23 protein-coding genes are annotated in these 26,232 nt (G+C 68.4%); 17 read left to right on the forward strand and 6 right to left on the reverse strand.

Annotated features, from left to right (window positions below; translation table 11 throughout):
- The 4 genes from HWY37_RS32945 to HWY37_RS32960 form a co-directional block, all read right to left on the reverse strand.
- Positions 1–391: hypothetical protein (locus tag HWY37_RS32945; RefSeq protein ID WP_176090758.1), on the reverse strand; the 391-nt coding region annotated here is incomplete at its 3' end.
- On the reverse strand, positions 388–969 hold the full coding sequence (locus HWY37_RS32950; protein ID WP_176090759.1) for a hypothetical protein: 582 nt from the start codon (positions 967–969) through the stop codon (positions 388–390). The genes HWY37_RS32945 and HWY37_RS32950, both read right to left, overlap by 4 nt.
- On the reverse strand, positions 966–1,562 hold the full coding sequence (locus HWY37_RS32955) for a hypothetical protein (RefSeq protein ID WP_176090760.1): 597 nt from the start codon (positions 1,560–1,562) through the stop codon (positions 966–968). Before HWY37_RS32955 ends, HWY37_RS32950 begins: the two co-directional genes overlap by 4 nt.
- Positions 1,563–1,742: 180 nt before the next feature.
- Positions 1,743–2,348: a hypothetical protein gene (locus HWY37_RS32960; RefSeq protein ID WP_176090761.1), complete on the reverse strand. Its 606-nt coding sequence runs from the start codon at positions 2,346–2,348 to the stop codon at positions 1,743–1,745.
- 189 nt (positions 2,349–2,537) lie between these two features.
- On the opposite strand from HWY37_RS32960, the gene HWY37_RS32965 reads away from it, so the two are divergent.
- The 9 genes from HWY37_RS32965 to HWY37_RS33005 all read left to right on the forward strand — a co-directional run bounded on the left by HWY37_RS32965 (position 2,538) and on the right by HWY37_RS33005 (position 14,000).
- Complete coding sequence (locus tag HWY37_RS32965; protein WP_176090762.1) at positions 2,538–3,314, forward strand: GntR family transcriptional regulator; 777 nt, start codon at positions 2,538–2,540, stop codon at positions 3,312–3,314.
- A 95-nt stretch (positions 3,315–3,409) separates the two neighbouring features.
- Positions 3,410–4,369 (forward strand): Bug family tripartite tricarboxylate transporter substrate binding protein, encoded by a 960-nt coding sequence (locus HWY37_RS32970; protein WP_176090763.1) that lies wholly within the window; start codon positions 3,410–3,412, stop codon positions 4,367–4,369.
- 31 nt (positions 4,370–4,400) lie between these two features.
- Positions 4,401–5,123 carry an arylmalonate decarboxylase gene (locus HWY37_RS32975; protein WP_176090764.1) on the forward strand — a complete coding sequence of 241 codons (723 nt, stop codon included), beginning with the start codon at positions 4,401–4,403 and terminating at the stop codon, positions 5,121–5,123.
- A 317-nt stretch (positions 5,124–5,440) separates the two neighbouring features.
- The gene (locus HWY37_RS32980) at positions 5,441–6,154 is read left to right on the forward strand and encodes a gluconate 2-dehydrogenase subunit 3 family protein (RefSeq protein WP_176090765.1); all 714 of its coding nucleotides are present in this window, start codon (positions 5,441–5,443) and stop codon (positions 6,152–6,154) included.
- A 3-nt stretch (positions 6,155–6,157) separates the two neighbouring features.
- Positions 6,158–7,933 carry a GMC family oxidoreductase gene (locus tag HWY37_RS32985; RefSeq protein ID WP_176090766.1) on the forward strand — a complete coding sequence of 592 codons (1,776 nt, stop codon included), beginning with the start codon at positions 6,158–6,160 and terminating at the stop codon, positions 7,931–7,933.
- Between the two features lie 12 nt (positions 7,934–7,945).
- On the forward strand, positions 7,946–9,256 hold the full coding sequence (locus HWY37_RS32990) for a cytochrome c (RefSeq protein ID WP_176090767.1): 1,311 nt from the start codon (positions 7,946–7,948) through the stop codon (positions 9,254–9,256).
- Positions 9,257–9,514: 258 nt separating this feature from the next.
- Positions 9,515–10,027: a P-loop nucleotide/nucleoside kinase family protein gene (locus HWY37_RS32995; RefSeq protein ID WP_175211156.1), complete on the forward strand. Its 513-nt coding sequence runs from the start codon at positions 9,515–9,517 to the stop codon at positions 10,025–10,027.
- A gap of 62 nt (positions 10,028–10,089) precedes the next feature.
- Positions 10,090–11,733 carry a VRR-NUC domain-containing protein gene (locus HWY37_RS33000; RefSeq protein ID WP_176090768.1) on the forward strand — a complete coding sequence of 548 codons (1,644 nt, stop codon included), beginning with the start codon at positions 10,090–10,092 and terminating at the stop codon, positions 11,731–11,733.
- Complete coding sequence (locus HWY37_RS33005) at positions 11,730–14,000, forward strand: ATP-dependent DNA helicase (protein WP_176090769.1); 2,271 nt, start codon at positions 11,730–11,732, stop codon at positions 13,998–14,000. The genes HWY37_RS33000 and HWY37_RS33005 overlap by 4 nt, the downstream gene beginning before the upstream one ends.
- Here HWY37_RS33005 and HWY37_RS33010 read toward each other — a convergent pair whose 3' ends face one another.
- Together HWY37_RS33010 and HWY37_RS33015 are read right to left on the reverse strand one after the other, a co-directional pair.
- The gene (locus HWY37_RS33010; RefSeq protein WP_175211150.1) at positions 14,001–14,408 is read right to left on the reverse strand and encodes a group III truncated hemoglobin; all 408 of its coding nucleotides are present in this window, start codon (positions 14,406–14,408) and stop codon (positions 14,001–14,003) included.
- 84 nt (positions 14,409–14,492) lie between these two features.
- Positions 14,493–16,019 (reverse strand): MFS transporter, encoded by a 1,527-nt coding sequence (locus HWY37_RS33015; RefSeq protein WP_176090770.1) that lies wholly within the window; start codon positions 16,017–16,019, stop codon positions 14,493–14,495.
- A gap of 148 nt (positions 16,020–16,167) precedes the next feature.
- Here HWY37_RS33015 and HWY37_RS33020 point away from each other — a divergent pair, with 148 nt between their 5' ends.
- The 8 genes from HWY37_RS33020 to cheB all read left to right on the forward strand — a co-directional run bounded on the left by HWY37_RS33020 (position 16,168) and on the right by cheB (position 26,209).
- On the forward strand, positions 16,168–17,052 hold the full coding sequence (locus HWY37_RS33020; RefSeq protein WP_175211146.1) for a LysR family transcriptional regulator: 885 nt from the start codon (positions 16,168–16,170) through the stop codon (positions 17,050–17,052).
- Positions 17,053–17,172: 120 nt separating this feature from the next.
- Positions 17,173–18,639: an amidase gene (locus HWY37_RS33025; RefSeq protein ID WP_176090771.1), complete on the forward strand. Its 1,467-nt coding sequence runs from the start codon at positions 17,173–17,175 to the stop codon at positions 18,637–18,639.
- Positions 18,640–18,886: 247 nt separating this feature from the next.
- Positions 18,887–20,506, forward strand: coding sequence for a methyl-accepting chemotaxis protein (locus HWY37_RS33030; RefSeq protein ID WP_176090772.1), 1,620 nt, complete (start codon positions 18,887–18,889; stop codon positions 20,504–20,506).
- An 8-nt stretch (positions 20,507–20,514) separates the two neighbouring features.
- The gene (locus HWY37_RS33035; protein WP_420872187.1) at positions 20,515–21,027 is read left to right on the forward strand and encodes a chemotaxis protein CheW; all 513 of its coding nucleotides are present in this window, start codon (positions 20,515–20,517) and stop codon (positions 21,025–21,027) included.
- Entirely contained in the window at positions 21,024–22,292 is a 1,269-nt protein-coding gene (locus tag HWY37_RS34745) for a CheR family methyltransferase (RefSeq protein WP_246302470.1), read from the forward strand. Before HWY37_RS33035 ends, HWY37_RS34745 begins: the two co-directional genes overlap by 4 nt.
- Complete coding sequence (locus HWY37_RS33040) at positions 22,285–22,947, forward strand: chemotaxis protein CheW (RefSeq protein ID WP_246302471.1); 663 nt, start codon at positions 22,285–22,287, stop codon at positions 22,945–22,947. The genes HWY37_RS34745 and HWY37_RS33040 overlap by 8 nt, the downstream gene beginning before the upstream one ends.
- Entirely contained in the window at positions 22,944–25,202 is a 2,259-nt protein-coding gene (locus tag HWY37_RS33045) for a hybrid sensor histidine kinase/response regulator (protein ID WP_176090773.1), read from the forward strand. The genes HWY37_RS33040 and HWY37_RS33045 overlap by 4 nt, the downstream gene beginning before the upstream one ends.
- Positions 25,199–26,209 (forward strand): chemotaxis response regulator protein-glutamate methylesterase, encoded by a 1,011-nt coding sequence (cheB, locus tag HWY37_RS33050; RefSeq protein ID WP_175209494.1) that lies wholly within the window; start codon positions 25,199–25,201, stop codon positions 26,207–26,209. The genes HWY37_RS33045 and cheB overlap by 4 nt, the downstream gene beginning before the upstream one ends.
- Positions 26,210–26,232 lie beyond the last annotated feature (23 nt).

Below are 26,232 nucleotides of genomic sequence, written 5' to 3' on the forward strand. Positions count from 1 at the left end.
TGCCGGGCGCCAGGCGCAGCGCGGGCGCGATGGCCGGCAGCCAGGTGCGCCCGCGTGCATCGTGCAGGGCGATGCGGCAGCCGCGCCAGCGGGTGGGCAGATCGGCCTCCAGCACTTGCACGGAAAAGGCGGCCAGGGCGGCGCGCGAGCCCGGTAGCCAACCCCTGCCGGCCGGCGGCTCCAGGACGCCGAACTGCTGCAGCTGCCATTGCGCGCCGCCCAGCGGCGCTTGCGTGCCGGCGGCGACGTCACGCGGCTGCAACTCGCGGCTCTGGAGCCAGCGGGCCGCGCTCTCGCGGCCGCTCCAGTACAGGCTCAGCACCAGCAGCGGCGCCAGCAGCCACAGACTGCGCCGGCGCCAGCGGCGTTCACGCGAGTCCGCGTCGTTCATGGCGCAGTTTCCTTGTTCAGATCGTAGCGGGCGGCGGCGATGGGTTGGCCGGACGGGTCCAAGGGGACGTCGTCGAGCGCGATGCGCACCTGGGAGTCCAGGCGCGGGTCATAGCGCGCGGACAGCAGCAGCGTGGCGCCGCGCGCCTGGTCAGGGCGGATCTCGAAGATCAGGCGCACGGTGCGAGGCAGTCCGGGCTCCAGCGCATAGGGCGGCTGCTCCGGCGCGAGCACGAGGCGGTCAGTGTGGTGGTAGGCCAGGCCGTCGGGTCCCAGCCAGGCGGACTGGCCCACCGTCGCGGACGTGTCCCTGGCGGCCAGGCGCAGCCAGACGATGGCCCACACGCCGCCGGTGTCCCGCGTCCGCGTTGCGCTCAGGCTCTGGTAGCTCAACTGCCGCGCGAATTGCACGCGTTGCACGGTGACGTCGAACAGCCTGGCGCTCACGGTCTGGCCCATGTTCCCGCGCGCGGTGATGGGGCCGGTCAGCGCCATGTAGCGCGGCGTGCTGTGCTGCATGGCGTATAGCGCCAACGCCGCGGCCAGTATCAGCAGCAGGGAGCCCAGGCGCGCGCTCATGGCGCGGGCTCCGGCGCGCCGCCCGCGGCCACGGGCAGTTCTATCCGGCCGATGTAGACGGGGTTGAACCAGCCGGGGGCGCCGTACAGATTGTCGACCGGCTTGTAGGTCTTGCTCTGCACGGACCAGGCCGCTTGCGCCGGGACCGGCGCCGAGGCCGGCAGCGTCCAGACGAAGGCCATGCGTTCGGGCAGGCCGGGCTGCAGATAGGGCATCTGCTGCACGTCGCGCAGGCCGACCACCATGGGTTTGCCCGCCGCCACGCCTGCGGGCGCGTTCCAGCGCAACACGCCCAGGTAGTCGGCGCTGGACTCGGCCGTGCGGTTGGTGAGGTCGGCTTCGACCACCAGGGCCGTGTCGCCGGGCTTGACGGGTACGCCATAGACCTTGGGATCGGAGGAGGTCCAGGCGCGCCGCGGCACCACTTGCCATTGTCCGGTCCGGATCGAGGCGCTGGCGCTGTAGACCGGTTCGGATGCGCGGTTGAGCTTGCCGTAGGCGCCGTACAGCGCGATGCTGCCGGCGGCGAGCAGGGAGCCTATGCCTGCCAGGCTGGCGACGACACGTGCTCTGAGCGACTGCAGTACGCGCATCCGGGTTCCTGGCGCGCGGGTGGCGCGCATCGAGAATTCCAGATCGTAGGCGCGCCGCTCGGGCCGGGTCTTGTCCTTATGTTTCCAGGCATGTCGCGCATGGCATTGGCGGTCACGCCGGCCAAGTTTTGAAACAATTCGCGGGCGCGGCCCACGGGCGTTCCGTTGCGGCCACGCGCCTCAGAACAGATTCAGCGCCCGCGCCACCCACCAGCCCAGGCCGACCGCGATGCCGATCAGCAGCATCCGGCGCAGGCCGCCGCCGCTGGCCGGCACGGCGCCAGGGGAGAGTCCGGCGTCAGTCTGGTCCGCTTGAGTGGCTTGGGTCGAGGCTCGGGTCTGGGTCTGCGGCTGGGCTTGGGCCTGGGCCTGGGCCGGTTCCGCTTCATCGGTCTCGATGCTGAAGGCCGGCTTGGCGCCTTGCGGCTGCATGCCTTGCGCCAGGTGATCCACGTCGACGCCGGCATTGCGCAGCATGTCCCACAGGCCGCCGTCGTCCTGGCCGGCGCGCAGGGCTTCGATGCGCGCGCGTTCGGCGCGGGGGACGGCGTCCAGGCTGTCGTACCGGCGGCCGTTGACCGTGACGGCGCCGTCCTTGATCTCGACCTTGAAGGACTCGCCGTTTTCCGTGCCGGCGTAGCTCCAGGTCTGGCTGACCGTGGCGCCGTCCATCCCGCCGTCCAGCAGCTCCTCGATGCGGCCGCGCTGTTCGGGCGTCAGGTCCTTGGTTGAGGTCCAGCTGCGCGTGGTCGTCGTGCTGCGCCAGGTCTTGGTCTTGTCGTTCATTCGCGAGTCCGTTGGTATGCGCGGCGCGGTCCGCCGCGTTCAGCTTGCCTGGGTTGTGATTAATGCAAAAAGCATTTTCATGTCAAGGCCGCGCCGGCAGGAGCATGCGTATCGCACCGCGACCGGCGCGTTGATATATCAGATCGGCCTGACGATAATCGTCCCACTGTTGCCAGCAAGGGAATCGTGATGCAGAAGGCTTACCCCGCCACGGCGGCTGATCGGATACGCCAGACGCTGGAGGATCAGATCGTCAACGCCGAACTGCCGCCGGGCATGGCGCTGGACGAGGCGCTGCTGGCGCAACGTTGCGGTGTTTCGCGAACTCCCGTGCGGGATGCCTTGCTGCAACTGTCGGCCCAGGGCTTCGTGCACATCAAGCCCCGCGTCGGCATATTCGTGGCAGCGCTGGAACCCGGCGAGCTGGCCAATATGTTTGAGACGCTGGCCTATCTGGAGGGCCTGTGCGCGGGCCTTGCCAGCCAGCGCATCACCAAGGCGGGGCGCAAGGAGCTGCTGGCGGCGCATCGCGACGCGGAGCCCGGCCTGGCCGCGCAACGCCCGGGCGGGTACGCCGCCGCCAACATCGCGTTCCACGACATCCTGTATCGCGCCAGCGGCAACAGTTATCTGATCCAGCAGATCATGGCGATCCGCAAGCGCACGCATCCTTACCGCTTGCGCCACTTCGACCAGCCAGGCCGTCTGGCGTGTTCATGGCGGGAACATGCCGGCGTGCTGGAGGCGGTGCTGGACGGCGACGAGCGCGCGGCCTCGCAGGCCGCCACCCGCCACATCGTCGAGGGCGGACAGCAGTTCCGTGAATTCGCCGAGCGCTTTCCGCAGGGCCTGTTCGCGCCGGTAGGCAGCATGCGCGCCGCGGAACAGGCCGCGCCGGCGGCGGCCACGCTGGCCTGGCTGTACGGTCCGCGCACCGCGGACAGGCGTCGCAACCCGCTCAACTGAACCCTTACTTCAATGCGTTTTCCGGCGCGTGCCGGGGCGCAGCGCTGCCCGGCGCCTTTGTGGCGTCCATTAAAAACAGAAGCAGGAGACTAGCCGTGTTCCATCGAGTTGCAGGCCTTGCGGCCGCCTTGTTCATCGCCGCCGCGGGGCCGGCTGCGCAGGCCCAGACCACGCCCGTCAAGATCGTCGTCGGGTTCTCGCCCGGCGGAGGCGTGGATACCCTGGCGCGCCTGCTGGCCCAGGGGCTGGCGCAGGCCATCGACCGGCCGGTGGTGGTCGAGAATCGCGCGGGGGCGGGCGGCACCATCGCCGCCGACGTGGTGGCGCGGGCCGAACCGGACGGCGCGACCCTGTTGCTGGCGGATACCTCGCTGCTGCTGGCGCCGCACATTTACCCGAAGGTCAATTACCGGATAGGCAGCAGCTTCACGCCGGTAGCCATGGTGGGCGACGCCGGGCTGGCGCTGGCGGTGCCGGCATCCAGCCCGGCGCGTTCCCTGGCGGACCTGCTGGCCATGGCGCGCAAGGAGCCGGGGCGCTACACCTATGCCTCGGTGGGCGTGGGGTCCATGCACCATCTGGGCGGCGAACTGATCAAGTCCATGGCGAACGTGGATCTGGTGCACGTGCCCTACAAGGGCGGCAGCCCCGCGGTACAGGCGGTCGCTTCGGATCAGGTGTCGTCGGCCATTTCCAGCCTGCCCGCGGTGATTCCGCAGGCGGACGCCGGGCGCATCCGCATCCTGGCGGTGCTGGGCGCCGAGCGCTTCCCGGGCTTGCCCAACGTGCCGACCGTGGCGGAGACGCTGCCGGGCTTTGACGCCACGCCGGCGATCTTCCTGCTGGCTCCGGCCAAGACGCCGCCCGCGGCGCTGGAGAAGATCACGCAGGCGCTGCCTCGGGTTTTGGCCGACGCCAAGCTGCGCGAAGCCTTTATCGCGCAGGGCTCGCTGGTGCGCTACCAGCCCGCCGACGCGCTTGCCGCCTGGCTGCCCGCGCAAGAACAGCGCTGGGTCGACCTGATCACGCGCGCCAAGCTGACGTTCGCCCCTTGAGATTCCCGTATCCACAGCAGGAGAGTTTTTCATGCAGCAATCAAGCACCCCCGTCATCGGCATGATCGTGCCGCCCGCCGCCGGCCTGGTGCCGGCGGACGGGGCGCGGCTCTATCCCGGCCTGCCTTTCATCGCCAGCGGACTGGGCCTGGGCTCGGTGACGCCGGACGGCTACGACGCCGTGATCGAATCGGTGGTGGACCATGCGCGCCGTTTGCAGCAGCAGGGCGCCTCGGCAATTTCGTTGATGGGCACGTCGCTCAGCTTCTATCGCGGGGCGGCCTTCAACACGGCCTTGACCGAGGCGATGCGCGAGGCCACCGGCCTGCCGTGCACCACCATGAGCTCGGCGGTCCTGAATGGCTTGCGCGCGCTGGGCTTGCGGCGCGTCGCGCTGGCGACGGCCTACATCGATGACGTGAACGAGCGCCTGGCGGCGTTCCTGGGCGAAGAGGGCTTCGTCGCTACCGGTTGCCGCAGCCTGGGCATCACGGGGGTGGAGGCCATGGCCCGGGTGGGCACGGACACGCTCGTCGATCTGTGCCTGCGAGCCTTCGAGGCGGCGCCGGACAGCGACGGCATTCTGCTGTCCTGCGGCGGCTTGCTGACGCTGGACGCGATACCGGAAGTCGAGCGCCGGTTGGGCGTGCCGGTGGTGTCGAGTTCGCCTGCCGGGTTCTGGGATGCCGTGCGATTGGCGGGAGGAGGGGTGCAGGCCGCGCCTGGATACGGCCGCCTGTTCGGCGTGTCCTGACGGCTTCACTGGCGGCCTGCCCGCAAGCGCGTCCGCCGCGCACCCGCAATGCCACGAAACCCGCTCAAGCGGGTTTCTTACTTTGTCCTTAATGCAAAACTTATTTTCATGTCAAGAAAATCGAACTGATATGGTCAATCGAGCGTATCAGATGGCCTAAAAAGCGCATAATGTGCGCACCCTTTCCCAAGCTCCATGTCGTGGGGATCGGGTCGATTTTCTGCAAGCGAAGAGCGTGTTGTCACTAGCTCGGCGGTTCGTGTTCCCAGGTTCATGTTCGGTAGCTAGGACAACTTGGAGTATTCACGGAGATGTCTATGACAGAAGACGCAAAGCCGCGCAGGCGGTTCCTGCAGGCGTTGGCCATCGTGCCAGCATCGACGCTGGCGGTGGGCGCAATGACCACCGGCTGTACCAACGAACCGGACAGCGCCGCGGCGCGCGCGGCCAAGCCCTACGAACCCACCTATTTCACCAAGGCCGAATGGGCCTTCGTCGTGGCCGCGGTGGATCATCTTATTCCGTCCGACCAGTACGGTCCCGGCGCCATCGAGGCCGGCGTGCCGGAATTCATCGACCGCCAGATGGAAACGCCGTACGGCCATGGCAAGCTCTGGTACATGCAGGGGCCGTTCCATACCGACCAGGTGCCGGAGCTGGGCTACCAGCTGAACCAGAATCCCCGCGAGGTCTACCGCCACGGCATCGAAGCCTGTGACGCCTGGTGCGTGAAGACGCACGGCAAGGCCTACGCCGAACTGGACAAGACGCTGCAGGAGCAGATCCTCAAGGACCTGCAAGGCGGCAAGATCGAATTCGAGAGCGTGCCCGCCAGGACGTTCTTCAGCTTCCTGCTCTCCAACGCCAAGGAAGGGTTCTTCGCCGATCCGATGTACGGCGGCAACAAGAACATGGTGGGTTGGAAGATGGTGGGTTTCCCGGGCGCGCGCGCGGACTTCGCGGACTGGGCCGACCAGCCCAACGCGAAGTATCCCTACGGCCCCGTGTCGATCTCTGGGGAGAAGGGTTAAGCCATGGCGATCAAAAAAGACAAAGTCGATGCGGTGCTGGTCGGATTCGGCTGGACCGGCGCAATCCTGGGCCAGGAACTGACCGAGGCGGGCTTGCATGTGCTGGCGCTGGAGCGCGGTGCGATGCAGGACACGCCCAAGGACGCCGAGTACCCCAAGGTCATCGACGAGCTGGCGTATTCCGTGCGCGGCAAGCTGTTCCAGGACCTGTCCAAGGAAACCGTGACCATCCGCCACGGCGTCGATGACGTGGCCGTGCCGTACCGGCAGAATGGCTCGTTCCTGTTGGGCACGGGCGTGGGCGGCGCGGGCTTCCACTGGAACGGCATGCACTACCGCGTGCTGCCCGAAGAACTGGAACTGCGCACCCGCTACGAAACGCGCTACGGCAAGAACTTCATCCCGGAAGGCATGACCATCCAGGATTTCGGCGTGACCTACGACGAACTGGAGCCGTACTTCAGCAAGTTCGAATACGTGTGCGGAACGTCCGGCAAGGCCGGCAACCTGAACGGCCAGATCGTCGAAGGCGGCAATCCGCTGGAAGGCAAGCGCAGCAAGGAATTCCCGCTGCCGCCCCTGACCACCACCTACGGCGCCCAGCTGTTCGACAAGGCGGCGCGCGAGGTCGGCTTCCATCCGTATCCGGCGCCCGCGGCCAATGCCTCGGGCCCCTACACCAATCCGTACGGCGTGCGCCTGGGGCCCTGTAATTTCTGCGGCTTCTGCGAGAACTACGGCTGCTACATGTATTCGAAGGCCTCGCCGCAGACCACCATCCTGCCGGTGCTGCTGAAGAAGCCCAACTTCGAACTGCGCACGCATTCGCACGTGATCAAGGTCAACCTGGACTCCAGCGGCAAGAAGGCCGTGGGCGTGACCTACATCGACGCGCAAGGCCGTGAGGTGGAGCAACCCGCCGACCTGGTGATCCTGTCGGCCTACCAGATGCACAACGTGCGCCTGCTGCTGCTGTCCGGCATCGGCAAGCCGTACGACCCCAAGACCAACGAAGGCGTGGTCGGCAAGAACTACGCGTACCAGATGAACGGCGCGGTCAACGTCCTGTTGCCCAAGGGCACCCAGCTCAATCCCTTCGTGGGCACGGGCGCGGGCGGCGTGGGCATGGACGACCTGAACGGCGACCAGTTCGACCACGGGCCCCTGGGCTTCCTGGGCGGCGCCAGCATCCGCCACGTGCGCTACGGCGGCCGTCCGATCAAGCAGACGCCCACCATGCCGGGCACGCCCACCTGGGGCACGGCCTGGAAGGCGGGAGTGCAGGACGCCTATCAGCGTCACCTGTCCATAGGTATATCCGGTTCGGTGATGTCGTACCGCGACGCCTACCTGTCGCTGGACCCGACCTACAAGGACAGCTTTGGCCAGCCGCTACTGCGCATGACCTTCGACTGGCATGACAACGAATTCGACATGCTGGGCTACATGGGCAAGCGCATGGAAGATGTGGCCAAGGCCATGAAGCCCGAAAAGTACGCGGTGGGGGTGCGCAAGAAGGGCGCGCGCTACGACACCCGGGTCTACCAGAGCACGCACAACACGGGCGGCGCCATCATGGGCACCAATCCCAAGGAAAGCGTGGTCAACAAGTACCTGCAGAGCTGGGACGTGCCCAACCTGTTCGTGATGGGGGCCTGCGTGTTCCCGCAGAACATGGGCTACAACCCGACGGGCCTGGTTGGCGCGCTGGCCTATTGGTCCGCGCAGGCGATTCGCGACCAGTACCTGAAGAACCCCGGCCCGCTGGTCCAGGCTTAAGGAGACGGCACAATGATTAAGCAGACCATTGTTGCGGCCATCTCCGCCCTGGCGGCCAGCGCCGCGTTCGCCGCGGACGGCACGCCGGCCGCCGCCGACGCGCAGTTGATCAAGCAGGGCGAGTACCTGTCGCGCGCCGGCGACTGCATCGCCTGCCATACGGCCAAGGACGGCAAGCCGTTCGCCGGCGGCCTGGGCATCGATTCGCCGTTGGGCATGATCTATTCCACCAACATCACGCCCGACAAGGAGACCGGCATCGGCGGCTACTCCTACGAGGACTTCGACCGGGCCGTGCGCCACGGCGTGGCCAAGGACGGGCACTCGCTGTATCCGGCCATGCCGTACACCGCCTACGCCAAGGTCTCGCCCGAGGACGTCAAGGCCTTGTACGCCTACTTCATGCACGGCGTCGAGCCGGTGAAGCAGGAGAACAAGGACACCGACATCATCTGGCCCTTGTCGATGCGCTGGCCGCTGGGCGTGTGGCGCTGGATGTTCGCGCCGGACGTGGCGACGGCGCCGGTGTCGGTCGATACGAAGGGCGCCGATCGCGCCGCGCTGCTGCGCGGCCAGTACCTGGTCGAAGGCCTGGGCCATTGCAGCACCTGCCATACGCCGCGCGGTTTCGCCTTGCAGGAAAAGGCGCTGACCGAGGCCGACGGCTCGGCATTCCTGTCGGGCGGCGTGGTGGACGGCTGGCTCGCCAAGAACCTGCGCGGCGACGCCACGGACGGCCTGGGCAGCTGGAGCCAGGAGGACATCGTCGCCTTCCTGAAGTCCGGCCGCAACGGCCATTCCGCGGCTTTCGGCGGCATGGCGCAGGTGGTGGGCGACAGCACACAGCATCTGTCCGATGCGGATCTGAACGCCATCGCCGCCTACCTCAAGAGCCTGCCGCCGGTGAACAAGGACGCCAAGCCGCTGGCCTACGACCCGTCCGTGGCGCAGGCGCTGCGCACCGGCACGGACAAGGGCGACGGCGCCATGGCGTTCCTCAACAACTGCGCGGCCTGCCACCGCAGCACGGGCAAGGGCTATGCGGAAACCTTCCCGCAGCTGGCGCTCAGCTCCACGGTGAACTCGGCGGATCCTGCGTCGCTGATCCACATCGTGCTCAAGGGCGCGCAGATGCCGGGCACCACCGCGGCGCCTACCGCCTACGCGATGCCGGGCTTCGACTGGCGCATGACCGACAAGGAAGTCGCCGACGTGGTGACCTTCGTGCGGTCCAGCTGGGGCAACAAGGGGGCGGCCGTGACCGCCGCCGACGTGGCCCAGGTGCGCAAGGACGTGGGGGCGGCTCCACAGCCCGCGCGTTGATGTCTTGAAGTCAACGCGGCGCCGGCAAGCCTCATGGGTTTGCCGGCGCCGTTTTTTCATTGAACGAATTGACAGGCGTCGGCGCCGGGCGCAAGCTACGGCTCATGCATCGATCCGTCGCCTCCCTCGTTTTGATTATTAGCCCCATCAGGACCTTGGTGGGTTAGCGCGCGTCGGTACATCGCCACACAAACCCGCCAGAGGCGGGTTTTTTGTTGGCCCGCCTCCTGCACGCAGCTTCTTCCAGGAGAGCACCCTATGACGTCCACCGATACTTCCGCCCCGGCCACTCCAATGCTGCACTTTCTTTGCGGCAAGATCGGCGCCGGCAAATCCACGCTGGCGCAGGCCCTGGCCGCGCGGCCGGCCACCATCCTGCTCAGCGAGGACAGCTGGCTGGCGGCGCTGTATCCGGGCGAGATCGTGGACCTGACGGACTACGCCCGCTGCGCCAGCCGTCTGCGCAACGCCATGGGCAGCCATGTGGCGGCCCTGGTGCGATCGGGCTTGTCCGTGGTGCTGGATTTTCCCGCCAACACGCGACGCAGCCGGGACTGGCTGCGCCAGGTGGCGCAAGAGGCCGGTTGCGCCCACCAACTCCACTACCTGGACCTGCCCGACGAGGTCTGCAAGGCCAGGCTGCGCGCGCGCAATGCCTCGGGCACGCATCCCTACACCACGACCGACGAGCAGTACGACGCGATCACCGCGTATTTCGTCGAGCCGGAAGACGACGAGGGATTCACGCTGGTGCGGCACGGGATTGGCTGAGGCGCCGGCCGGGCGCGCCTGCTATGATTGCTGGATAAATATCCAGTCATCCGGCCCGGCCGATGTTTCCCGCCTACCGCTACTACTATCTGCACAACTTCCAGCGCGCGCTGGCGTGGGTCGGCGACCGCTACGCCGACCTGCTGGACGATGGCGAACGCCGGTTCATGGCCGATTTTCCGGGCCTGCCGCAGGCATCGCAGGCGCTGATGGTGCGCATGCTGATGCGGCGCGGTCCCTGGTTCCGAGCCAGCCGGCTGGTCTACGAGGAGATTGGCGAGGCCGAGGCGGCCGCCGCGCCGCTGCTGGCGCTGGGGTGGCTGGACGCGCAGGCGCCGATGACGCTGGACGAGCTGTTCGGCCTGCACACCAAGCCCGAACTGAACCGCATGTTCGTCGGCGCGTCCTGTGGATCCGCCGCGCGCAAGGGCGACCTGCTGGAAGCAGTGCGCGCCATGGACGACGCGCCGCGGCCCTACACGGCCTGGCACCCGCAGGCGCAGGAACCCGTCTGGCGCGTGGCGGTGACGGACATCTGCGAACGTTTCCGTCTGATGTTCTTCGGCAACCTGCACCAGGACTGGTCGGAGTTCGTGCTGGCCGACCTGCGCGTGTTCCAGTACGAAACCGTGCCGTTCGACGCTTCGTCGCGCGCCTTCCAGGCACGGGCGGACGTGGATTGCTATCTGGCGCTGCACGCCTGCCGCGTGGCGTTGGAAGAGGGGGCCGACGCCGATGCGCTGATGCAGGCCGTGCAGGCTTGCGCCAGCGGCAACGCCTGGCTGGAAAAGCGCCGCGCCAAGGTCTTGCTGCGCATCGGACAGGCCTGCGAGCGGGCGCAGGACTGGGACACCGCGCGACGCGTGTACGAGGCCTGCGCCTATCCCGGCGCCAGGCACCGCCGCATCCGCGTCTACGAACGCATGGCGCGGCACGGCGATGCGCTGGCCCTGGCCTTGCAGGCGCACGCCGAGCCCGAGAGCGAGGAAGAAAGCCAGCGCCTGGCGCGCATGCTGCCGCGGCTGTATCGCGGCGCGGGGCACACCGCGCCGGCGCGCGCGGCCCATCCGGCGTTGCTGCGCACCGACCTGACGCTGGCGCGGCCGGCCGAACCCACGGCGGTGGAATACGTCACTCGCGACCATCTGCACCGCGACGACGCGCCCGTGCACTACGTGGAAAACGCGCTGATCAATTCGCTGTTCGGCCTGCTGTGCTGGCCGGCTGTGTTCGCGCCCTTGCCGGGCGCCTTCTTCCATCCGTTCCAGCGCGGTCCCGCCGACCTGGACGCGCCGGATTTCCACCAGCGCCGCGCGGCGCTGTTCGCGCAATGCCTGGCGCAGCTGGACACGCCGGGCTATCGGGACGTGATCCTGCAACGCTACGCGGACAAGGCGGGCCTGCAATCGCCCTTCGTGTTCTGGGGTTCCTTGTCGGAGGACCTGCTGGCGCAGGCGCTGGAATGCCTGCCGGCCGCGCATCTGAAGCTGTATTTCGAACGCCTGCTGCGCGACGTGAAGACCAACCGCTCGGGCCTGCCGGACCTGATCCGCTTCTGGCCGTCCGAGCGCCGCTACGAATTGATCGAGGTCAAGGGGCCGGGCGACAAGCTGCAGGACAACCAGATCCGCTGGCTGCAGTACTGCGTGTTGCACGGCATGCCGGTGCGGGTGTGCCACGTCAGCTGGCGCGAGGTCGACGCATGAGCTACGCCGTGGCGGTGCGCGCGCTGTGCGAATTCACGGCGCGCGCCGGAGACCTGGACCTGCGCTTCACGCCCGCGCCCACGGGGCTGGAGGGCATGGCGGGCCATGCGGCCGTGACGGGACGCCGCGGGCCGGCCTACGAAACCGAAGTGGCCTTGTCCGGGCAATACGAGAACCTGCTGGTGCGCGGCCGCGCCGACGGCTACGACCCTGCCGCCAAGCAGCTCGAAGAGATCAAGACCTACCGTGGCCAGCTGGACAGCGTGCGCGAGAACCACCGCGCGGTGCATTGGGCGCAGGCGCGGGTGTACGGGCATCTGCTGTGCCAGGCGCGCGGGCTTGAACGCCTGCGCGTGGCGCTGGTGTATTTCAACGTGGTCACCGAGGAAGAGACAGTGCAGGTCGAAACGCACGAGGCCGCCGCGCTGGAGGCCTTCTTCCGCGAGCAATGCGGGCGCTTTCTGGACTGGGCCGCGAAGGAGCAGGCGCACCGCCAGTCGCGCGATGGCGCCCTGGAGACGCTGGCGTTTCCCCACGGCGAATTCCGCAGCGGGCAGCGCGATCTTGCGGTGGCGGCGTATCGCACGGCGCGCGACGGCGGTTGCCTGATGGCGCAGGCCAGCACCGGCATAGGCAAGACGCTGGGCACGATCTTCCCGCTGCTCAAGGCCAGCCCGGGCTCGGGTCTGGACAAGATCTTCTTCCTGGCCGCCAAGAGCCCGGGCCGCGCGCTGGCGCTGGAGGCGCTGGACACCGTCAACGCGCAGCCGGCCGCGCCCGGCCTGCGGGTGCTGGACCTGCAGGCGCGCGACAAGACCTGCGTGCATCCAGACCTGGCCTGCCACGGCGAGTCCTGCCCGCTCGCCCAGGGCTTCTATGACCGCTTGCCGCAGGCGCGCGAGTCCGCCCTGGCGCATGTGCGGCTGGACGCCGCTACTGTTGCCGCCGCGGCCCGCGAACATCAGGTCTGTCCTTACTACCTGTCGCAGGAGCTGATCCGCTGGAGCGACGTGGTGGTGGGCGACTACAACTACTACTACGACTCCACCGCGATGCTGTACGCGATGACGCAGGTCTACCAGTGGAAGGTGGCGGTGCTGGTGGACGAGGCCCACAACCTGGTGGACCGGGCGCGCCGCATGTACACGGGCGAACTCGACCAGGCCTCGCTGGCGGCGGTGCGCTACGCCGCGCCCAAGGCGCTGAAGAAGCCGCTGGACGGCTTGCAGCGTTCCTGGAATGCGCTCAACAAGAAGCAGTCGGAACGCTACCAGGCCTATGACGAGGTCGCGGCAGGCGTGCTGGCCGCGGTGCAGAAGGCGGTGGGCGCGATCATGGAGCACATGGCGGAATCGCCGCTCCCGCAGGACGATCCCGTGCTGGCGTTCTACTTCGAGGCCTTGCAGTTCATGCGGCTGGCCGAGCAGTTCGGCCCGCACGCGCTGTTCGACGTGACCTTGTCGGACGCCGCCGCCGCCGGCGCCAAGACACCGCCGTCCGTGCTGTGCGTGCGCAACGTGATTCCGGCGCCGTACCTGGCGGCGCGCTACGCGGCGGCGCATGCCACGGTGCTGTTCTCCGGCACGCTGAGCCCGCAGCAGTTCTACCGCGACACGCTGGGCCTGCCCGCGGCCACGCCCTGGATCGACGTCGCCGCGCCGTTCCAGGCCGAGCAGCTGGCGGTGCGGGTGGTGGGCAACGTGTCCACGCGCTATCGCGACCGCGAACGCTCGCTGGAACCTATCGTCGACCTGATCGCGCGGCAGTATGCGGAACGGCCGGGCAACTACCTGGGTTTCTTAAGCAGCTTCGACTATCTGCGGCAGGTGTCGGACCTGATGCGCGCGCGCCATCCGGCGGTGCCGATCTGGTTGCAGACCCCGGGCATGGACGAGGCCGGCCGCGCGGCGTTCCTGGCGCGCTTCACCGAAAGCGGGCAGGGCGTGGGCTTCGCGGTGCTGGGCGGCGCCTTCTCCGAAGGCGTGGACCTGCCCGGCAAGCGATTGATCGGCGCCTTCATCGCCACGCTGGGCCTGCCCCAGGTCAATCCCGTGAACGAGAACATGAAGCGCGCCATGGACCTGCGCTACGGCGTCGAGAACGGCTACGACTACACCTACCTGTATCCAGGCATGCAGAAGGTGGTGCAGGCGGCGGGCCGCGTCATCCGCACCGAACAGGACGTGGGCACGGTGCACCTGATCGACGACCGCTACCGCCGCGCCAAGGTGCGCGGCTTGCTGCCCGGCTGGTGGCGCGTGGAGTGATCAGGCCGGCCGCAATTCGGTCAGCGGCTGGTTGGGATCGCGGCTCAGCTGGTAGCCGTACCACAGGCTGCGCGCCATGCGCCTGGCCATTTCCTGGGCGGCGTCGGTCAGGGCGCGGTTGGGCAGAGCCTCGGTGGTTTCCTGCCACAGGGCCAGCCACTGCTCGAACAGCTCCGCGCTGAGATTCGGCATGGCGACGTGCTTGGGCATGGGCATGCCGGTGAAGCGGCGCGTGCCCAGCAGCACGGCCGACCAGAAGTCCGAGAGCGTGGCCAGATGCTCGTCCCAGTCATGCACCTGGCTGTCGAAGACGGGGCCCAGCTGCGCGTCGGCGCGGGCCTTGCCGTAGAAGGCATGAACCAGGTCGCGGATTTCGGCTTCCGTGCAGATATCGTCGGCTGAGTTCAAGATCGACTCCTTTGGGGCGGAAGGCGATCTTAGGGCGTGCAAGCCTGCGTCCGGTTTGATCTGGCGCAAGGTTCGTGGCCTGGGTCAGGCAGGCACCCGGCCGCTTGCGGCAGGCCGGCGGACGCGCCGCAGCAGCGCGTAGACGGCCAGGGCGGTCAGCACCGCGAACCCCGCCAATGCATGCAGCACGCTGCTGAAGGCCGTGACGTAGGCGCGCCGCAGCAGCTCCTCCGCGCCGGGCAGCTGGCCGGCGGCTTCGGCCAGCAGGCCCATCGCGCTGCGGTTGGCGGCCAGCAGGATGGCCTGGCTGTCGGCCGCCCCGCCCAGTGCGGCGGCGAGCTGCGCCTGGATCAGGTAGGCCAGCAGCGCGCTGACCACCGCGATGGCGACGCCGTCGGCCGAAACACGCACCGTATTGAAGATGCCGGTGGCCATGCCAACCTTGCGCGGATCGGCCACGTTGACGGCCAGTCCGTCCATCAGGCCCCAGGGCAGGCCGATGCCTATGCCTATCAAGCCCATCGGCAGCCACAGGCCGGCGGTCCCCGCTGCCAGGGTCTCGGCCAGCCAAGCCAGCCCCGCCGCGGCAATCAGCAATCCGGCGGCCGACAGCCGGCCGGGATCGAACCAGCGCGTCAGCAACGCGGCCAGGAACGGCACGACCAGCAGCGGCGCGGCCAGGCCCGTCATCAGCTGCCCGGCGGCCAGCGCGCCCAGTCCGTCGATGCCGATGAAGCGGCCCGGCAGCAGGGCGATCAGCGCGATGAACAGGAATGCGGGGGAGGCGGCCAACGCCTGCACGCCGACAAAGCGCGGGTCGCGGAACAGGCTCAGGTCCAGCATGGGTTGCGCCACGCGGCGCTCCCACCGGACAAAGGCCAGGGCCAGTAGCACAGAGACCGCCAGCGAACCTGTGACACGGCCATCGGTCCAGCCGGCTTCGGGCGCCAGCAACATGCCATAGGTGAACAGGCCCAGGGCAGCCGTGAAGCCGAGGGCGCCGGGCCAATCCAGCCTGCCTGGCGCGGTGCCAGCCGCGGGCCGCACGCTGAAGGCGACCATGACGCCGCCCAGCACGCCGACCAGGCCGGTGGCCAGGAAGACCCATTCCCAGCCCGCCGCTTCCACCATCCAGCCCGAGGCCAGCGGTCCGAAGGACAGGCCGATGCCGAAGGTGGTGCCCAGCAGGCTGAAGGCGCGGATGCGCGCCGCGCCGTGGAACAGCGGCGCCAGCGAGGACATGGCGGCGGCGAATGCGGCCGCGCCGCCCATGCCCTGCATCAGCCGCAGGAAATCGATCCACGCGGCCGAGGGCGCCCAGGGGATGGGAAAGGTGGCCGCGCAGAACCAGGCCAGGCCGCACAGCCAGACGCGGCGCGGGCCGTACAGGTCGGTCAGGCTGCCCGACACCATGATGACGCTGCCGTAGGCCAGGATGTAGCCGTTCAGGATCCAGTTCAGTTCCACCGGCGTGCCGCCCAGCGTCTGGCTGATGGACGGCAGGACCACGGCGGGGCCGGTGAAACATAGCGGGATCAGCAGGGCCGTGAGGCAGGCGGACAGCAGTTGCAGCCAGCGGTGGCTGGAGGCCGGGGTATCGGGCTTGGGCATGGAAAGTGTGGGTCCGTGTTGGAGAAAACACCGCCAAATGCGCAGCGGTCATGCGATGCTGGCAAGCTTAGGGGCGGCTGCATAAAAGAAAAATAGGCTAGGATTCCCAAGATTCCGGACATTTATGTCCGCATTGGAGCAAGCGGAAATGGATAGCTTGAGCGGCTTGGGTGTCTTCGTGCAGGTGGCCGAAACGCGCAGTTTTTCCGAGGCGGGGCGGGCGCTGGGCGTGTCGCCGTCCGCCGTGGGCAAGAGCATCGCGCGTATGGAAGCGCGCCTGAAGGTGCGCCTGTTCCATCGCAGCACGCGCCATGTGGCGCTGACGCCCGAGGGCGAGCTGTTCCTGGAACGCTGCCGCCGCATACTTTGCGAAGTCGAGGCGGCGGAGCTGGAGCTATCCGAGACCGCCGACGCGCCGCGCGGCAAGCTGCGCGTGAGCCTGCCGCGCTACAGCGGCCTGTTCGAACCCGCCATCGCGGCCTTCATGCGGCAGTACCCCGAAGTGGAGCTGGACCTGGATTTCACCGACCGCATGGTCGACGTGATCGGCGAGGGCTACGACGCCGTGGTCCGCAGCGGCGAAATGGATGACTCGGGCCTGAAGCGCCGCCGCCTGGGCCGCTTTCGCCGCATCCTGGCGGCCTCGCCGGGCTATCTGGCGGAGCACGGCACGCCCCGGCGCGCAGCCGATCTGCTGCGCCACGCCTGCCTGCACTACCGCTATCCCAGCACGGGCCGGCTGGAGCGCTGGCCGCTGAAGCTCGCGCCGCAGGCGCAGGCTCCCGAGCTGCCGCAGACGCTGGTGTGCAACAGCGTCGAGATGCGGGTCTTCCTGGCGCTGGGCGGGCAGGGCATCGTCTGCCTGCCGGATTTCACGATCCGCGAGGAGATGGCGGCAGGGCGGCTGCAAAGCGTGCTGGACGAGCAGACCCGCGGCAACGCGACCATGTGGGCGCTATGGCCGGCCAGCCGCCATGCCTCGCCCAAGCTGCGCGTGTTCATCGACCACCTGGCCCGGCATCTGTTTCCCTGAGGCGGCGAGCGCGGCGCGGCCGGTTTGCGTAGTATTGTCTGCCTGCGCGGCCGGCGTCCGGGTCCGCGCCACACTATACGATCAGGCGCCCGGCATCCAAGGCGCCACAAGGAGACAAGCATGCCCACCGCCGCCCCGTTGAACGACATCGTGGCCATGTCCGCCCACGCGCTGTCCGAGGCGATCCGCCAGCGCAAGGTGTCGTGCCGCGAGGTCATGACGGCCTACCTGGCGCACATCGACAGGGTCAATCCCAAGCTCAACGCCATCGTCGCCCGGCGCGACGGCGACGAATTGATGCGCGAGGCCGACGAGCGCGACGCGCAGTTGGCCGCGGGCCAGTGGCTGGGCTGGCTGCATGGCATGCCGCAAGCGCCCAAGGACCTGACCGCGGTGCGCGGCATGGTCACTTCGATGGGCTCGCTGGTCTACAAGGACCAGGTGACGGCGCACGATTCCATCATCATCGAACGCATGCGCGCGGCGGGCGCCATCTTCATCGGCCGCAGCAACGTGCCGGAATTCGGCCTGGGTTCGCACACCTACAACCCGGTCTATGGCGTCACGGGCAATCCCTACGATCCGTCCAAGACCGCCGGCGGCAGCAGCGGTGGCGCGGCTGCCGCGCTGGCCGCCCGCATGCTGCCGGTAGCGGACGGCAGCGATTTCGGCGGATCGTTGCGCAACCCCGCCGCCTTCTGCAACGTCTACGGCATGCGCCCGTCCGCCGGCCGCGTGCCCTACGGGCCGTCGAACGAGGTGTTTATCAAGCAGCTGGCCTATGAGGGGCCGATGGGCCGGTCGCCGCGCGACGTCGCCATGCTGCTGTCCGTGATGGCCGGTCCCGACAAGCGCGTGCCCTTGTCCCTGACGGGCGATCCCGCCCAGTTCGCGCAGCCGCTGGACGCCGACCTGCGCGGCAAGCGCGTGGGCTGGCTGGGCGACTGGAACGGCTACCTGCCGATGGAGGCCGGCATCCTGGAAATGTGCGAGCGGGCGCTGGCCGATCTGGGGCAGGCCGGCTGCGAGACCGTCGACTACCAGGTGCCGTTTGCGGGGGAACGCCTCTGGCGGATCTGGCTGGCTCATCGCCATCTGATGGTCGGCGGCCAGCTGCATCCCCTGGTTCATAACCCGGAGACCCGCAAGCTGGTCAAGCCGGCCGTGATCTGGGAAGTGGAGGGACTGGAAGGCATGACGGCGCGCCAGGTCTACCAAGCCACGGAAGAGCGCAGCACCTGGTATCAGACCGTGCTGCGCATGTTCGAGGACGTGGATTACCTGGCCGTGCCCTCGGCCCAGGTGTTTCCCTTCGACGCGGCGCTGGACTGGCCCAAGGAGATCGCGGGCCGTCCCATGGACACCTACCACCGCTGGATGGAGACGGTCACGCCCTGGACCTTGGCGGGTTGCCCGGTGATCAGCGTGCCGGTGGGCTTCAACGACGCCGGGCTGCCCATGGGCATGCAGCTGATCGGCCCGCCTCAGGCCGACCTGGCCGTCCTGCAGCTGGCGCATGCCTACGGGCAGGCGCGGAATTGGGTGGAAACCCGGCCGCCTGCGTCGCTCTGGAGCGACGTCGCCTAGGCTGAATCCGGTACGCATTGTTGCGGGAAAAGACAAGCCCTTGTAAGAGGGCTTTGCTTTTTCCCGACGCAAACCGCCATATTTGCCGCAAATTCCGCGTTTTCCGTGGCTGCCGGCCTTTGCCTTTGCAATAATTGTCAACCAACTCACAACATCCGGTAATAAATGGACAGCCAAGCGTCCCCGGTTTCGTTCCAGAATATTTCGGCCCAATCGACGAGTTGATCTTGCATAGAGGTTTCCCGGCATGAAGAACCTGACACTCCGCCAGCGCATCCTGGCCAGCTTCCTGGCGATCCTGGCCATCATGGCGTTGATGGTGGTGATGGATTACCGGCGCCTGCTGGTCATCGAGTCAGAGGTCGAGCTGATCAATAACGATGCGGTTCCTGGCATCTACTACAGCACCTCGATACGCTCGTCGTGGTTCGCAGGCTTCGTGGTGGTGCAGGACGCCTTCAACATGGAGACGGAGCAGGAGCGCCGTAGCGTGCTGGAGGCGTTGCCGCAAGACGATCAGTTGCTGGAAGACCATATCGCGCAATACCGCCGCACCATCACGCGGGAAGATGACCGCAAGATGTTCGAGGAGTTCGAGAAGGAGTTGCGGGAGTACAAGCGCATGCGCGCCGACATTGTGGCGCCAGCCATGCTGGCGGATCCGGCGCGCGCCCAGTCCATGATCAAGTCGGAACTGCGGCCCGCGTTCTACAAGGGCCGCGACATCCTGGCCAAGATGGTGCTGGAAAACAAGAAGCAGGCCGACGAGGCCGCCATTGCCATCAAGCAGTCGGTGGACAGCGCCGAAGTCCGTATGCTGGGCTCGCTGGCCGTGGCCATCATCGCCGCCATCATCTGCGGCATTCTGCTGATGCGCGCGATCGCCAATCCGATGCGGGCCATCGTCAGGACCCTTGAGGCCACCGGCGGCGGCGACCTGACCCGGCGCCTGACGCTGGCGCGCAAGGACGAATTCAACGCCATCGAAACCGGCTTCAACGGCATGGTGGACGAACTGACCGGGCTGGTCGGCAAGACGCAGCGCTCGGCGGTGCAGGTGGCCACGTCCGTCACCGAGATCGCGGCCACGTCCAAGCAGCAGCAGGCGACCGCGTCCGAAGTGGCCGCCACCACCACCGAGATCGGCGTCACCTCGCGCGAAATCTCCGCGACCTCGCGCGAGCTGGTGCGCACCATGAGCGAAGTCTCCGGCGCCGCCGAGCAGACCGCCGCGCTGGCGGGCAGCGGCCAGGTGGGCCTGGCGCGCATGGAGGACACCATGCGCAACGTGGTGGGCGCGGCGGGCTCGGTCAACGCCAAGCTGGCGATCCTGAACGAGAAAGCCGGCAATATCACGCAAGTGGTTACGACGATTACAAAGGTGGCCGACCAGACCAACCTGCTGTCGCTGAACGCGGCGATCGAAGCGGAGAAGGCGGGCGAGTACGGCCGCGGCTTCGTGGTGGTGGCGACCGAGATCCGCCGCCTGGCCGATCAGACCGCCGTGGCGACGTACGACATCGAACAGATGGTGCGCGAGATCCAGTCGTCGGTGTCGGCCGGCGTCATGGGCATGGACAAGTTTTCCGAGGAAGTCCGGCGCGGCATGGCCGACATGCAGCAGGTGGGCGACCAGCTGTCGCAGATCATCCAGCAGGTGCAGACGCTGGCGCCCCGCGTGCAGATGGTCAACGAGGGCATGCAGGCCCAGGCGACTGGCGCCGAGCAGATCAACCAGGCTTTGCAGCAGCTGAGCGACGCCGCCCAGCAGACCGTCGAGTCCCTGCGCCAGTCCTCGCTCGCGATCGAAGAGCTGACGCTGGTCGCCAATGACCTGCGCAGCGGCGTGTCGCGCTTCAAGGTGTGATGGAAGCCATGGCGCAGCGCGCTCCCTCCGCGGCCGGACGCCGGCTGTATCTGCTGTTCCGCATCGGCGGCGACCGCTATGCGCTGGACGCCAGGGACATCGCCGAGGTGCTGGGCCTGCGCGAGCTGAAGCAGGTGCCAGGCGCGCCCGTCTGGGTGGCCGGAGTGCTGGACCGCCGCGGCGTGGCCGTGCCGGTCATCGACATGAGCGCGCTGGCGGGCGGCGGCGCGGCGGCGGCGGTGACCAGCACCCGGCTGGCCCTGGTGCGCTACCGCGCCAGCGAGTTGGATGGCGGGCGCCTGTTGGGGCTGATCCTGGAGCAGGCGACCGAGACCGTGCACTACGATCCCGCCGCGTTCCAGTCCGCGGGCCTGGCCCATCCGCACGCGCGCTATCTGGGGCCGGTGCTCAGCGATGCCGGCGGCATGGTGCAGGCCGTCAATGTCGACGACCTGTTGCCCGCGACGGTGCGGGCCCTGTTGTTTCCCGCCGAAGACGCGGCGCGCGAGGCGCAGCCATGATGCTCATCGACGATTTCAGCGCCTTGCTCAAGCGGCGCATGGGCCTGGACAGCGGCTCCATCGGCAAGGCGGCCGTGGAGCGCGCGGTCCGGCGCCGGATGGGCATGGCGGGCATCGGTGACGAACGCGACTATCTGCTGCAGGTGCAGACGTCGGCGGCGGAAATGCAGCAGTTGATCGAAGCGGTCATCGTGCCGGAGACGTGGTTCTTCCGCTACCCCGAGTCGCAGTCGGCCATGGCTGCGCTGGCGCGGGCGCGCTTGTACGCGGCGGGCGCCGAGAACCGGGTGCTGCGCGTGCTCAGCGTGCCGTGTTCCAGCGGCGAAGAGCCTTACTCCATCGCCATGGCGCTGCTGGATGCCGGCGTGCCGCCCGAGCGTTTCCAGATCGACGCCGTCGACATCAGCGTGCGCATGATCGAGTTCGCGCAGCGCGCCGTGTACGGCCGCAATTCCTTTCGCGGCGACGAGCTGGGCTATCGCGACCGCTATTTTTCCGAGACGGCCGACGGCCACCAACTGGCTGGCCACGTGGTCGGCCGGGTGCGGTTCCTGCCCGGCAATCTGTTCGATCCGCATCTGCTGGCAGGCGTCGCGCCCTACGATTTCGTTTTCTGCCGCAACCTGCTGATCTACTTCGATCCGTCCACGCAGGAACGCGCCGTGCAGGTGTTGCGCCGGTTCACGCGCGAGGACGGCGTGATTTTCATCGGCCCGGCCGAAACCAGCCTGTTGACCGGGCGCCGGCTGCCGGCGGTACCGATGGCAAACTCGTTCGCCTTCCTGGCCAAACCGTTGCCACCGCCGGCCATCGCGCCCGCGCCGCAGCCGGCCCGGCCCATCGTGCACAGCTGGACGCCGCCGCGGCGGCAGCTGCCCCAGGCGCCCGTAGCGGGACTGCCGGTGCCGCATGCGCCGGCCGCCGCGAGCGGCTCCGTGGACCGGCAGGGCGATGCGCAGGACTCCTTGCGCAACATCGCCGCCCTGGCCGACCAGGGCCAGGTCGAAGACGCGATGGCGCGCTGCCGGGCGCATATCGACGCGCATGGCGCCAGCGCCGAGGCCCTGTACCTGCAAGGCCTGCTGCAGGACGCGGCGGGCGATGCTCGCCAGGCGCAGGCCGCCTACCGCAAGGCGCTCTACCTGGACCCGACCCATCGCGAAGCCTTGCTGCACCTGGCCGCGCTGGTGGCGTCCGACGGCGACCACGAAGCGGCCCGCCGCCTGCAAGCGCGCGCGGCGCGAGGGGAGGCGCGACGTGGTTGAGACGATAGGCTCCCTGTCCGACGTGGACGATTGCTGGAACCGCATCGGCATACGCGGCGACAAGAGCTGCGGCCAACTGCCGGATCACGTCCATTGCCGCAACTGTCCGGTGTACGCCACGGCGGCCAAGCGCATCCTGGACCGGCTGCCGCCGCAGATGGAAGAGCGGGACGCCGAGGCCGCGCTCGGCGGTTGCGCCAGCCTGTCGTCGCTGCTGGTGTTCCGCGTGCAGCGCGAGTGGCTGGGCCTGCCGACGAAGGCGCTGGACGAGGTCGCCAGCACCCGCGGCATCCTGAGCCTGCCGCACCGCCGCGACCCGGCCATGCTGGGCGTGGCCAACGTGCGCGGCACGTTGACCGTGTGCGTGTCGCTGGCGCGGCTGCTGGGCCTGGAGGCCGCCGCCGACGAGCCGCGCGAGCGGCCGGCCACGGCGCGCATGCTGATCCTGGGCGGGGCGGGCCGGGCGGTGGTGGCGCCGGTGGAGGAGGTCGAGGGCATACATGCCGTGAACCTGGACAAGCTGGAGCCGTTGCCCGCGACCGTGGAAGGCGCCAGCCTGAAGTATTCGCGCGGGATGGCCCGCTGCGGCGGCCGCAGCGTGGGCGTATTGGATGAGACCTTGCTGATGCAAGCTTTGGAACGGAGCCTGGCGTGAACCCGGAACAGATGCGCGACGCGTCGCTCCTGGAATTGTTCCAGCTCGAGACCCGCACCCAGGTGCAGGTGCTGAACAACGGCCTGCTGGCGCTGGAGCACGATCCGACCTCGGCGCCCCAGCTGGAGGCTTGCATGCGTGCGGCGCATTCGCTCAAGGGCGCCGCCCGCATCGTCGACCTGCATCCCGCGGTGCGTATCGCGCACGCCATGGAGGACTGCCTGGTCGAGGCGCGCGAAGGGCGGCTGCGCCTGCAGGCGGCCGACATCGACGCGCTGCTGATGGGCGCCGACCTGTTGCAGCGCGTGGCCACGCCGGGCGCGGAATTGGGCGGAGAGATCGACGAACTGGTGGCGCGCCTGAGCAGCGCGCCGCATGCGCCGCCTGCCGCGCCCGCGGTGGCGCGCGAGCCCAAGCCTTCCGACTTCCTGCCGCCGCTGCCCGCCATCGAAGAGGCGCCCGCCGGTGCGCCGCTGCGGCGCAGTTCGGACCTGGGACTGGGCGAGGGCGAACGCGTGCTGCGCGTGACGGCGGACACGCTCAACAAATTGCTGGGCCTGTCCAGCGAGACGCTGGTGGAGTCCCACTGGATCGCACCCTTCAGCGCCTCGATGCTGCGCCTGAAACGCCTGCAGACGGGCGCGGCGCAGGCGCTGGATAACGTGCGCACCGCGCTGGCCGGACAAGCGTTGGACGCGCGCGCGCAGGCCGCGCTGGACGACGCCCACCGCATCGTCGAGCAATGCCAGCAGGAACTGTCGCGGCGCACCAGCGAAGTCGATGAGTTCGGCTGGCGCATGGGCCACCTGACCCAGCGCCTGTACGACACCGCGCTGGCCTGCCGCATGCGGCCCTTCGGCGACGGCGTGGGCGGCATGGCGCGCATGGTGCGCGACGTCGGCCGCTCGCTGGGCAAGCAGGTGCGGCTGGAGATCGAGGGCGAAGCCACCCAGGTGGACCGCGACATCCTGGAGAAGCTGGACGCGCCGCTGATGCACCTGCTGCGCAACGCGGTGGACCATGGCATCGAGATGCCGCAGGATCGGCTGCAGGCTGGCAAGCCGGCCGAAGGGCTGATCCGGCTGTCCGCGCGCCACGCGGCCGGCATGCTGCTGATCGAGTTGAGCGATGACGGCGCCGGCATCTCGCTGGACCGGCTGCGCGTGGAAGTGATGCAGCGCAAGCTGGCCAGCACGGAGACCGCGGCCCGGCTCACCGAGGCCGAGCTTCTGGAGTTCCTGTTCCTGTCCGGCTTCAGCACCCGCGGCGAAGTCACGGAGATCTCCGGGCGCGGCGTGGGGCTGGACGTGGTGCAGACCATGGTGCGCCAGTTGCGCGGCGCGGTACGCATCCAGCAGAACACCGGGCAGGGCACGCGCTTCATGCTGGAAATGCCCTTGTCGCTGTCGGTGGTGCGCAGCCTGCTGGTTGAAGTACAGGAAGAGATCTACGCATTGCCGCTGGCCTACGTCAACCATGCGTTGCAAGTGCGGGCGCAGGACATCGAACAGCTTGAAGGCCATCAGCATTTCCGCTTCATGGATCGCCAAATCGGGCTGGTGTCCGCGCGCCAGATCCTGCGCAAGGGCGGGACCGCGCCGGCGTCCGAGACGGTCTGCGTGGTGCTGGTGGGCGACCACGACCAGCTTTACGGCATTGCGGTGGACCGCTACGTGGGCGAGCGCACGCTGGTGGTGCAGCCGCTGGATCCGCGCCTGGGCAAGGTGCAGGACGTAATGGCGGGCGCCCTGATGGATGACGGCACGCCGCTGCTGATCCTCGACGTGGAGGACATGCTGGTGTCCGTGCAGAAGCTGGTCGAAGGCGGCCAGCTGACGCGGGTGGACGGCGCGGGGGCGGCCGAGCAGACGCGGCGCCGCAAGCGCGTGCTGGTGGTGGACGATTCGTTGACGGTGCGGGAGCTTGAGCGCAAGCTGCTCCTGAACCGCGGCTTCGAGGTGGCCGTGGCGGTGGACGGCATGGATGGCTGGAACATGCTGCGCAACGAGGCCTTCGACCTGGTCGTGACCGACGTGGACATGCCGCGCATGGATGGCATCGAGCTCGTGTCGCGCATCAAGGCCGATCCCAAGCTGCAAGGCCTGCCGGTGATGGTGGTGTCGTACAAGGACAGGGAAGAGGACAGGCGGCGTGGGCTCGACGCCGGTGCTGACTATTATCTGGCCAAGGGCAGCTTCCACGATGATGCGCTGCTCGACGCCGTGGAAGACCTGATCGGAAAGGCGCGAACGTGAGAGTCGGGATCGTCAATGACATGCCGATGGCAGTCGAAGTGCTGCGGCGCGCGATCGCGCTGGAGCCGGGGCTGGACCTGGCCTGGGTCGCGGCCAATGGCCAGGAGGCCGTGGACATGTGCGCCCGCGACCGGCCGGACGTGGTGCTGATGGACCTCATCATGCCCGTCATGGACGGCGTCGAGGCCACGCGCCGCATCATGGCGGAGACACCCTGCGCGATCGTCGTGGTCACGGCCGACGTCGCGCGGCATACCTCGCGCGTGTTCGACGCGATGGGCCACGGGGCGCTGGACGCGGCCGACACGCCGGTGGTCGGCAGTACGGACATGCGGGCGGCGGCGGCGCCGCTGTTGCGCAAGATCCGCAACGTCGGCTGGCTGATCGGCCGCTACGGCAAGCGTCCCGCCCTGACGCCGGTGGCCCAGCCCGGGCCCGAGGCGGACGCCAGGCGCCTGCTGGTCATCGGCGCCTCGGCCGGCGGCCCGCCGGCCCTGGCGCAGTTGCTGGGCGGCATTCCGCTGGGATTTCCGGCGGGCATCGTGCTGGTGCAGCACGTCGACGCCTCGTTCGCCGCAGGCATGGCGGACTGGCTCAACGATCAGGTGGCGTTGCCCGTCAGGCTGGTGCGCGAGGGTGAAAGACCCGAACCCGGCCAGGTGCTGCTGGCCGGCACCGGCGACCACCTGCACATGCTGGCCGACGGCACGCTGCGCTACACCGAGAATCCAAAGGAAAGCCTGTACCGGCCTTCCATCGACGTCTTTTTCCATAGCGTGGCGCAGCACTGGCGCGGCATGGCGGCCGGCGTGCTGCTGACGGGCATGGGCCAGGACGGCGCGCGCGGATTGAAGGCGCTGCGCGAGCGCGGCTACCTGACGATCGCGCAAGACCAGGCCAGCAGCGCCGTCTATGGCATGCCCAAGGCCGCGGCGGCTATGCAGGCGGCCGTGGAAGTCAGACCATTGGACCAAATCGCTTCCCGCTTGATCCAGGCCTTTGCCTGAGCGGACGACCTCGCAAGAATTCA

Source organism: Achromobacter anxifer (genome assembly GCF_903652925.1).
In the GTDB taxonomy this organism is placed as follows: Bacteria; Pseudomonadota; Gammaproteobacteria; order Burkholderiales; family Burkholderiaceae_B; genus Achromobacter; species Achromobacter anxifer.